Raw genomic sequence first — 8,350 nt, forward strand, 5'->3', positions numbered from 1 at the left:
AAAACCACCCGTAGGTGGTTTCACGACACTGCTTATTGCTTTGATTATTCTTCTGTTTCCCATGGTAGCCGGAGTGGGACTTGAACCCACACAGCGCGAACGCCGAGGGATTTTAAATCCCTTGTGTCTACCGATTCCACCATCCGGCCAGGGAAAAAAGTGGAGGCGCGTTCCGGAGTCGAACCGGACTAGACGGATTTGCAATCCGCTACATAACCGCTTTGCTAACGCGCCTTTAAATCTTAAACACCCGCAATTGCCGATGCTTTTAATTTGGAGCGGGAAACGAGACTCGAACTCGCGACCCCGACCTTGGCAAGGTCGTGCTCTACCAACTGAGCTATTCCCGCATTATCAAGTTGATTTGCTAACCACTTGATTTTGCTATCGTCTGGCAATCAGTGCTGCCGTTCGATGCGTTGCATTCTACTTATCTGACGCGGTGAGTCAACGGTATTTTTCGCAACTTTGTGCCGTTTGCTGAAAATTACGCCGAAACGATCACTCTTGAAGCAAATCACCGCGTGCAGCGTTCAAATATTGCAGCATTGACCACAGCGTCAGCACCGCTGCGACCATGAATAACGCGATACCCGCCCACTCAACCCAGATATTTGGACGCCACAGCATCCAAACCAGCGCAGCCATCTGCGCCGTTGTTTTTACTTTACCGATCCAGGAGACGGCCACGCTGCTGCGCTTACCGAGTTCGGCCATCCACTCGCGCAGCGCAGAGATAATAATCTCGCGCGCAATCATGGTCGCAGCCGGCAAGGTCACCCACCAGGTGTGGTAGTGTTCGGCCACCAGCACCATCGCAATCGCCACCATCACTTTATCCGCAACCGGATCGAGGAAGGCACCGAAACGGGTACTTTGGTTCCAGCGACGTGCAAGATAACCATCGAACCAGTCGGTTACCGCTGCAATGAAGAAGATCAGCGCACAAACAAAAGGCGCCCAGACGAACGGAAGGTAGAACGCCAGCACGAAAAACGGAATCAGGATGACGCGGAACAACGTAAGCAATGTAGGAATATTATATTGCATGGCGAGGTAACTATCTGTTGTCAGTAAATATTAGCCCTATGTTGCTACAGAGCCCCTAATGTTTCAACGAGTAGAAGATCTTTTCTGCGAGCCCGACCGAGATTCCCGGCACTTTTGCAATATCTTCAATGCTTGCCTGCTGCAAACCTTGTAGGCCACCCATGTACTTGAGCAGCATCTGACGGCGTTTTGGCCCCACGCCTTCGATAGTCTCCAGCGAACTGGTGCTTTTAACCTTAGCGCGTTTCTTGCGGTGCCCGGAAATTGCATGATCGTGTGATTCGTCGCGAATATGCTGAATGACGTGCAGCGCCGGTGAATCCGGCGGCAGGCTGAAGCCCTCACCTTCCGGCTCAAAAAACAGCGTTTCAAGACCGGCCTTACGGTCGCTACCCTTTGCCACGCCTAACAGCAGCGGATGGTTTTTATCCCACGGCACGTTAAGCTCAGCAAATACCGCTTTCGCCTGCCCTAGCTGCCCTTTCCCACCGTCTATCAAAATCACGTCAGGAATTTTGCTGTCATCAATCGCTTTACCATAGCGACGGCGCAGAACCTGGTTCATCGCCGCATAGTCATCGCCCGGGGTGATCCCGGTGATATTATAGCGACGATACTCCGCGCGCAGTGGGCCGTTGGCATCAAACACCACGCACGAGGCAACGGTTTGTTCCCCCATGGTGTGGCTGATATCAAAACATTCCATACGTTTGATGGCCGGCAGCTTAAGCTCGGCGGAGAGCGCCTGCAAACGTTGATGAACGGTAGACTGCTGAGAAAGTTTAGTCGACAGCGCCGTCACCGCGTTGGTTCGCGCCAGCTTCAGATAGCGAGCGCGATCGCCGCGCGGTTTGGTTTGCACCTGAATCCGACGGCCTGCCAGCTCCGATAACGAATCAGCCAACAGGGTTTTATCTTTGAGCGTGAAGTCGAGCAGGATCTCGCCCGGCAGCGTACGCATCTGGCTGCCCTGGAAATAGAACTGACCAACAAAGGTTTCCACCACTTCGCCCAGTTCAGTATCGTTTGGCACTTTCGGGAAGTAGCTGCGACTCCCCAACACCTTGCCCTGGCGGATAAACAACACGTGGACGCAGGCCATGCCCGCTTCAAACGCGACGCCAATCACATCAAGATCATCACCGTTGTTGGAGACAAACTGTTTTTCCGTCACTCGACGAACGGCCTGAATCTGATCGCGAATGCGCGCGGCCTCTTCAAACGCCAACACCTGGCTCGCTTTCTCCATGCGCGCAATCAGCTGCGTCAGCACCTGGTCGTCCTTCCCGGCGAGGAACAGGCGCACGTAGTCAACCTGCTGCGCGTACTCTTCCTCGCTCACCAGCCCCTTCACGCACGGCCCCAGGCAGCGACCAATCTGGTACTGCAAGCACGGACGTGAGCGGTTTCGGTAAACGCTGTTTTCGCACTGGCGGATGGGGAAAATCTTTTGCAATAGCGCCAGCGTTTCTCGTACTGCGTAGCCGTTCGGGAAAGGTCCGAAATACTCCCCTTTCGCGTGTTTTGCGCCGCGATGCGTTGCCAGACGCGGATGGGTGTCTCCGCTCAGGAAAATAAAGGGATACGACTTATCGTCACGTAGCAGGACGTTATAGCGAGGCTGGTAAAGCTTGATGTAGTTATGCTCAAGCAGCAGCGCTTCCGTCTCGGTATGGGTAACGGTGACATCAATCTGGGCAATCTGCGCCACCAGCGCTTCCGTTTTACGGGAGGCCACCTGGGCACGAAAATAGCTGGAAAGGCGTTTTTTGAGGTCTTTGGCTTTGCCAACGTAAATAACCGTGCCGCCGGCATCATACATACGATAAACGCCGGGCTGGCTGGTTACAGTTTTCAGAAAGGCTTTTGAATCAAAAACATCACTCACTGACTTGCTAACGACTCCGCATTGCAAAGGCCATGGCGAATTGCCAGGTGCGTCAGCTCAACGTCGCCGTGTATGTTCAATTTGCTAAACATACGATAGCGATAGCTGTTGACCGTTTTAGGACTCAGACTCAACTGTTCTGAAATCTCATTCACCTTCTGGCCTTTAGTGATCATCAGCATAATCTGCAATTCACGTTCAGACAAACTGGCGAAAGGTGATTCGGTCTTTTCAGGCTCAATCTGACTCAGCGCCATCTGCTGGGCGATATCCGAAGCAATATAACGCTGCCCAGAGAACACGGAACGAATGGCGTTGACCACTTCCTGCGGCGCAGCACCTTTACTCAGATAGCCAGCGGCTCCCGCCTGCATGACTTTTGCCGGTAGTGGGTTTTCCGTGTGTACGGTTAACATGATGACTTTGGTGTCGACGGCGGAACGCGCAATCTTACGCGTGGCTTCCAGGCCACCGATGCCCGGCATATTCATATCCATCAGCACAACGTCTACCGGGTTGGCACGGCACCACTTCACCGCATCTTCCCCACAGTTGGCTTCGCCGGTCACTCTAATGCCTTTTATATCTTCGAGAATGCGTCGTATCCCTGCGCGCACCAGTTCGTGGTCATCAACAAGAAGGACGTTGATCAAAGGAATAATCTCCAGGATAGGGATAACGCTACTACATCTTAATTTGCCCATACTACCGGGTTTTATATCAACTGTGAAAGTCTAAAAATGCCAGAGCATGGATTTCGATCTCGTTTTTGGAAATATTCGTGTACAGGTGCTGGAAAGACCTAAAAAACAATAGGATGCCCTGCGTCAAAATCAGTATGTCGTCAGCAATAAACGGAGTAAACAGGCGCTTTGTCGTATATTTGATAATTAGCCCCTATAATATGTAACAACAATTAACGTCGAAGGAACCATATTTAAACAATTCGTCGCTAACTGACTGTCTTCAAAACTTTAAATAATAATTAATATCAGCTCTGAGCAGCGCACAAAAAACAGGCACTCCTTTTTTTCTCTCCGCTTGTGGTATACTGCGCCGCTTTCATAATCCGGATCGCGCATAATGCGCAGAAATTGTACGAGGCAATAAATGAGCACACCTGATTTTTCCACTGCAGAAAATAATCAAAATCTGGCCCAGGAGCTGTCCTGCCTGAAGGCAATGCTGACGCTGATGCTGCAAGCGATGGGTCAAGCGGACGCGGGACGTGTGATTATTAAAATGGAAAAGCAAATTGCGCAGTTAGAAGATGAAGCTCAGGCTGCCGTATTTTCCAGCACCGTTAAGCAAATTAAACAAGCTTACCGCCAGTAATCTTAAACCGGCTGGAGCATCGCTGCTTACAGCCGGTTTGCCGTCTGGCACGCAGAACGCAAGAACGAGTCAGATCAATCCAATCGCCGCCGCATAGCAGGCAATTTGCGTTTTATTAGGCGCATTAAATTTTTTCTGCATGTTCTTCTGATGGAAGTTCACCGTATTCTCGGAAATAGCCAGAATAATCGAAATCTCCGCCGACGTTTTTCCTTCTGCCGTCCATTTCAGAATTTCTAATTCCCGTTTACTGAATTTCATTTCCCGCGGCATCACCATTTCGTCTTCGACGCGTAATAATGCCAGCAGGCTCATTTCCAGCAATATTTGCAATCGTAGCGCTATTTCATCTTCATCATGAGGATGACGCGCCACGCGCTTACGTGATACCGACAGGAAGCCATGAGCATGGTTTGGTAGCATCAGACATTGTGTTGCACCGGTTTGCAGGCCGTGATGACGCGCAGCGTTCCACAATTCCTGAGCATCGCTGAACAGCTCGTCATTCCAGCGCAGATGTCCCAGTGAGAAGTTATCCGGCTTCAGTACCGGATCGATAGCCATATAGTTTGCCGACTTATAATGCGACATCCAGGCATCGGGATAGGTGGTGAACACCGATATTCTAGGCCGGGTAAAAGGTACCGGATGGCGAACGCACAAGGCGAAGAAATCATATTCCAGATATTCGGTTTGCTGCTGTAAAAGCGCATATATCTGGTCGCTTGCCGAGGCTGCCTGGAAAAGTTGCAGCATTTCCCGCCGCCAGCTGAAAAAATCATCGTCTCCCATGACTACGAGAAATCCCCTGATCAATAATCATATTTATGAATACAGAAACCTAACACATAAATCTTATTTATATGTATAAAATATCACGCTTCAGCAAAATAATCCTGATTTGCCCTATTTCTGCAACGGATGACGCAGAATGACTGCTGCCAGGCTATTTTCACGTTTAACAGGCGACATAAAATCTACCTATTGATTAAGCACACTTAAGTAAAATTTTTCATTAAAACGGCGCTAATCGCTCGCGTTCATCATTTGCGATGAAAAATAAGTCATTCCACACGTGCTCATGTTATCGATGAACACGTGCGGTTAACGTTACTGCATGAGGAATTTTTCCAGGAACTGCCGGGTACGCGCCTGCTGCGGGTTGGCAAACAGGGCTTTCGCTTCGCCCTGCTCGACCACGCGGCCCTGATCCATAAAGATGGCGCGGTCAGCCACATCGCGGGCAAAGCTCATTTCGTGGGTGACGATAACCATGGTGCGCTTCTCTTCAGCCAGCGCACGGATGGTATTCAGCACCTCACCTACCAGTTCAGGGTCTAACGCGGAGGTTGGCTCGTCAAACAGAATGACGTCAGGCCGCATCGCTAGCGCCCGAGCGATGGCAACGCGCTGCTGCTGCCCGCCGGAGAGACGACGCGGGTAGCTCTCTTCTTTGCCAGACAGGCCCACTTTGCCGAGCAGCTCGCGCGCTCTGGCAATGGCTTCCACTTTGGCTTCGCCCTTCACAATCACCGGCCCTTCAATGATGTTCTCCAGCACCGTTCGATGCGGGAATAAATTGAAGTTCTGGAAAACGAAACCCACGTGCTGGCGAAGGCGGCGAATCAGCCCTTTCTGCTGGCTAAGCGGACGCGCGGTATCAATGGTCATGTCACCGACTCGGATCGTCCCGCTTTCCGGCACCTCCAGTAGATTAATACTGCGCAGCAGCGTGGTTTTTCCCGAGCCGCTCGGCCCGATAATCGCCACCACTTCACCCTCTTTCACTTCGAGATCGATCCCGTACAGCACCGTCTGGCCGTGAAATTTCTTCACCAGGTTTTTGACTTCAATTGCGCTCATTTTGGATCTCGCTCCTGGCGGTTAAGCTGGTTTTCAAAATAGTTTTGCAGCGCCGACAGCACCGTCGCCATCACCCAGTAAATCAGCGATGCGGCCAGATACATGGTGAACACTTCCAGGGTACGCGAGGTAATCAGCTGCGCCTGGCGGAACAGCTCCGGCACCTGAATGGTGGCCGCCAGAGAGGTATCCTTCACCAGACTGATAAAGCTGTTCGACAGCGGCGGCAGCGCCACGCGCGCAGCCTGCGGCAGAATCGCACGACGCATGGTTTGCCATGGCGTCATCCCAATACTTGCCGCCGCTTCCCATTGTCCCTTATCAATCGACGAAATCGCCGCGCGCAGCGTTTCTGCTGCATAGGCCGCCGTGTTAAGCGACAGGCCAATCATCGCTGAGGGAATAGGATCCAATTCAATGCCAAACTGCGGCAAACCGTAGTAAATCATAAACAGCTGCGCAATCAGCGGCGTACCGCGAAAAATCGAGATATAGCAGCGCGCCAGCCAGCGGATGGGGCCGATGGGCGAAAGGCGCATCAGCGCGAGAATAAAGCCCAGAATCAGGCCGAAGAACATCCCGCCAATACTAAGCTGTAGCGTGAAGACCGCGCCTTTGAGCAGATACGGCGCGGAGTCGATAACCAGTTGAATACTTTCTTGCATGAGCGCGTTCTATTTAAATGTGAGGATGATAGGCAAAGAGCGCAGGCGCACCGCCGGTATGGATAAACAGAATCGGCCCTTCGTCTTTAAAGCGCTTCTGATTAATGCCGTCAATCAGCCCGGCCATCGCTTTGCCGGTATAAACCGGGTCGAGCAGAATGCCTTCCAACCGTGCCAGCAGCTTCACCGCTTCCATACCGTCATCGTTAGGAATGCCGTAGGCTGGCGCGAAATAGTCATCCCACAGCGTAATATTGGCCTTCGCCGTCAGTTCGAGGTTGCGGGCAATTTCCTGCTGGAGCGTCACCACTTTCGGCAGTTGATCCGCCACTTTGCGCGAGACCGTCACGCCAATCAGCTCGGCTTCTGGCATCACCTGTTCCAGCCCTACCGCCAGACCCGCGTGCGTCCCCGCGCTGCCGGAGGCCACCACCACGGATGAAATAGACACCGCCCCTTCGCACTGCTGGGCAATCTCCAGCGCACTTTCAACATAGCCCAGCGCACCCAGCGCGTTGGAACCGCCTACCGGGATCACATACGGACGAAAACCCTGCGCTTCAAGGCGCGTGGCAAGCTCGGCGAGCTGCGCATTCGGGTCGGTCAGCGCATCGCACATTTCAACCTGCGTGTTGAACAGATCCAGCAGCAGGCGGTTGCCGTTGCTGAGGTAGTTTTCCGCCGTCGTGCTCATTGGGTTTTCCAGTAGCGCCACGCAGTGCAGGCCGAGCTTCGCCGCCACCGCCGCCGTCTGGCGCACATGGTTAGACTGAATCGCCCCGGCAGTTACCAGCGTGTCAGCGCCTTCGCGCAGCGCATCGGCGGCAAGGAATTCCAGCTTACGCAGCTTGTTCCCACCCATCGCCATCGGGGTGACGTCATCGCGTTTGATAAAAATATCGCGCCCGATGTAATCAGAGAAACGCGGCAGATATTCCAGCGGCGTCGGCGCGCCAATAAATTCCAGGCGTGGGAAACGGGTTAAATTTTGCAGTGACATAGCATCTCCTTAGTCTTGTTTTTATTATGCGCCTTAAATAAAAAATGTAGCCCTATTTTCATGAATCACTAAAGAGCGCCCAAGAGCATGTGTTTTCTTTATGTTATTCAATGCATTGAACATACACGCCATATGAAATTCGGTAAAGTTCATATGTGTTATAACGTCCCAATCATGCCCCAAAATGCCCCAAATATGCCTTTTTTGCCCCATAGATGCCCCACACCGACCAGATTTAAGCGAGCTTTTTATTCGCTCACATCACCGGACAGTCATCAAACTCTCCCGTTCTGGCATCGTTGATGATGTACGTAATTACTCCAAAAACAGGATGCGACCCTGTATACCCCCCTTCATCTTCAGGTAGCTCTTCTCTTCGCCCATTTTCCAGGTTGATCAGATGTGGGGTCGGGTGCAGGCGATAACGCTTTATCCTGAATTCCCCTTCGATAGCACACACAAGCAGTGAACCATCGAATGGAGAAAGCGAAGAGTCGACCACCAGCAAAGCCCCTTGTAAAACTCCTTCCCGAAAATGCGAGCACGCAG

The 8,350-nt window shown here is 52.1% G+C and carries 8 protein-coding genes, 3 tRNA genes and 1 pseudogene; 1 reads left to right on the forward strand and 11 read right to left on the reverse strand.

The annotated features are described in order from the left end of the window. Positions 1–62: 62 nt before the first annotated feature. From RDN66_RS06975 to uvrY, 6 genes are all read right to left on the reverse strand, one after another. Positions 63–149: transfer RNA gene (locus RDN66_RS06975), tRNA-Leu, on the reverse strand. Between the two features lie 11 nt (positions 150–160). Continuing rightward, positions 161–234: transfer RNA gene (locus RDN66_RS06980), tRNA-Cys, on the reverse strand. A 40-nt stretch (positions 235–274) separates the two neighbouring features. Next, positions 275–350: transfer RNA gene (locus RDN66_RS06985), tRNA-Gly, on the reverse strand. A gap of 151 nt (positions 351–501) precedes the next feature. Next, positions 502–1,050: a CDP-diacylglycerol--glycerol-3-phosphate 3-phosphatidyltransferase gene (gene pgsA / locus RDN66_RS06990; protein WP_035894103.1), complete on the reverse strand. Its 549-nt coding sequence runs from the start codon at positions 1,048–1,050 to the stop codon at positions 502–504. A gap of 55 nt (positions 1,051–1,105) precedes the next feature. Then, on the reverse strand, positions 1,106–2,938 hold the full coding sequence (gene uvrC / locus RDN66_RS06995) for an excinuclease ABC subunit UvrC (RefSeq protein WP_270501831.1): 1,833 nt from the start codon (positions 2,936–2,938) through the stop codon (positions 1,106–1,108). Beyond that, on the reverse strand, positions 2,935–3,591 hold the full coding sequence (gene uvrY, locus RDN66_RS07000) for a UvrY/SirA/GacA family response regulator transcription factor (protein ID WP_035894107.1): 657 nt from the start codon (positions 3,589–3,591) through the stop codon (positions 2,935–2,937). Before uvrY ends, uvrC begins: the two co-directional genes overlap by 4 nt. Before the next feature lie 457 nt (positions 3,592–4,048). Between uvrY and RDN66_RS07005 the strand changes: the two genes are divergently transcribed. Then, entirely contained in the window at positions 4,049–4,273 is a 225-nt protein-coding gene (locus tag RDN66_RS07005) for a DUF2594 family protein (protein ID WP_035894108.1), read from the forward strand. 69 nt (positions 4,274–4,342) lie between these two features. Here the strand turns inward: RDN66_RS07005 and sdiA are convergent, their stop codons facing one another. From sdiA to RDN66_RS07030, 5 genes and pseudogenes are all read right to left on the reverse strand, one after another. Next, the gene (gene sdiA / locus RDN66_RS07010) at positions 4,343–5,065 is read right to left on the reverse strand and encodes a transcriptional regulator SdiA (protein ID WP_035894110.1); all 723 of its coding nucleotides are present in this window, start codon (positions 5,063–5,065) and stop codon (positions 4,343–4,345) included. Positions 5,066–5,383: 318 nt separating this feature from the next. Beyond that, positions 5,384–6,136, reverse strand: a complete 753-nt coding sequence (gene tcyN, locus RDN66_RS07015; RefSeq protein WP_202217714.1) for an L-cystine ABC transporter ATP-binding protein TcyN — start codon at positions 6,134–6,136, stop codon at positions 5,384–5,386. Next, a complete protein-coding gene (gene tcyL, locus RDN66_RS07020; RefSeq protein WP_123652198.1) occupies positions 6,133–6,801 on the reverse strand; it encodes a cystine ABC transporter permease in 669 nt (222 codons plus the stop codon). Before tcyL ends, tcyN begins: the two co-directional genes overlap by 4 nt. A gap of 13 nt (positions 6,802–6,814) precedes the next feature. After that, complete coding sequence (gene dcyD, locus RDN66_RS07025) at positions 6,815–7,801, reverse strand: D-cysteine desulfhydrase (RefSeq protein WP_202217713.1); 987 nt, start codon at positions 7,799–7,801, stop codon at positions 6,815–6,817. A gap of 256 nt (positions 7,802–8,057) precedes the next feature. After that, a pseudogene (locus RDN66_RS07030) lies at positions 8,058–8,350 on the reverse strand (LexA family transcriptional regulator); the annotation flags it as partial.

The sequence above is a fragment of the uncultured Kluyvera sp. genome (assembly GCF_902485085.1).
In the GTDB taxonomy this organism is placed as follows: Bacteria; Pseudomonadota; Gammaproteobacteria; order Enterobacterales; family Enterobacteriaceae; genus Kluyvera; species Kluyvera ascorbata.